This window comes from Sphingomonas cellulosilytica, assembly GCF_052321755.1.
Classification (GTDB): Bacteria; Pseudomonadota; Alphaproteobacteria; order Sphingomonadales; family Sphingomonadaceae; genus Sphingomonas.
The window spans coordinates 1-1,110 of sequence record NZ_JBQRTT010000017.1; the positions used below are offsets into that span (position 1 = coordinate 1).

A 1,110-nucleotide genomic window follows, 5' to 3' on the forward strand; every position below is an offset into this window, starting at 1 on the left:
GTCCGGCATTGTCTGTTGGAAAGGGTGTAGGGAGGGGACGTTCCGCGATGAGCGGGATGCCCGGGTCGGGTGGCCACCCGACCCGGGCGCGGACAGCGTGACCGTTCCGGCATAGGGCCACAAGGCCCGTCGTCATCGGGGTCAGCCGTCCGCTTCCCTTGACGCTTGGTGAGTTGCCAGGGCCGCTGATCCACGCCCGCAGACAATCACAAGCTGCTGGAAGGATAGCCTGCCATGGACACGTCCGCTACCGTTCCCACCTGCTTCATCGGCTGCGATGTCGGCAAGGCCGAGATCGTCGTCTTCGACAGCCGGACAGAGCGCATCACGCGGGTCCGCAACACCGGCACCGCCCTGGCCGACTTCGCCGCCGCGCTCGATCCCGGCGCGCTGGTGATCTGCGAGGCGACGGGCGGGTACGAGGCGCTCCTGCTCGATGCGCTGACCGGTGCCGGCCGCGCCGCGCATCGCGCCGATGCCCGCAAGGTCAAGGCCTTCATCCGCTCCTTCGGCACGCTCGGCAAGACCGACGCCATCGATGCCCGGGCGCTGGCGCACTACGGCCGCGAGCGGCACGACCGCCTCGCCCGCTGGCAACCGCGCGACCGCCAGCGCGACCGGCTCCACCGGCTGGTGTCGGCCCGTCAGGACCTCGTCGAACAGCGCGTCGCCTGCAAGAACCGCATCCAGGCACCCGGCATGGGCGACCTTGCCGCACGCCTGCACCGCATCCTCGCCGCCCTCGACGCCGAGATCGCCGGCATCGAGGCCGACATGCAGGCGCTGATCGCCGCCTGCCAGCCGCTGCGCCAGGCCGTCGACGTCCTCGGCGGCATCACCGGCATCGGCCCCGTCACCGCCGCCCGCCTCGTCGCGCTCATGCCCGAACTCGGCACCCTCGGCCGCCGACAGGCCGCCGCCCTGGCAGGCCTTGCTCCACACCCACGACAAAGCGGCGCGTCCGACGCCTATCGCGCCACCCGCGGCGGCAGACCCGGCGTCAAGCACACCATGTTCATGGCCGCCCTCACCGCCGCACGCCGCCACCCCGACCTCAACGCCTTCTATCGCCGCCTCCTCGCCAACGGCAAAAAACCCATCGTCGCCACC

1 protein-coding gene is annotated in these 1,110 nt (G+C 71.4%); it reads left to right on the top strand.

The window, feature by feature from the left end:
* Positions 1–234 precede the first annotated feature (234 nt).
* Positions 235–1,110: IS110 family RNA-guided transposase (locus ACTZQ5_RS13985; protein WP_443585747.1), on the top strand; the 876-nt coding region annotated here is incomplete at its 3' end.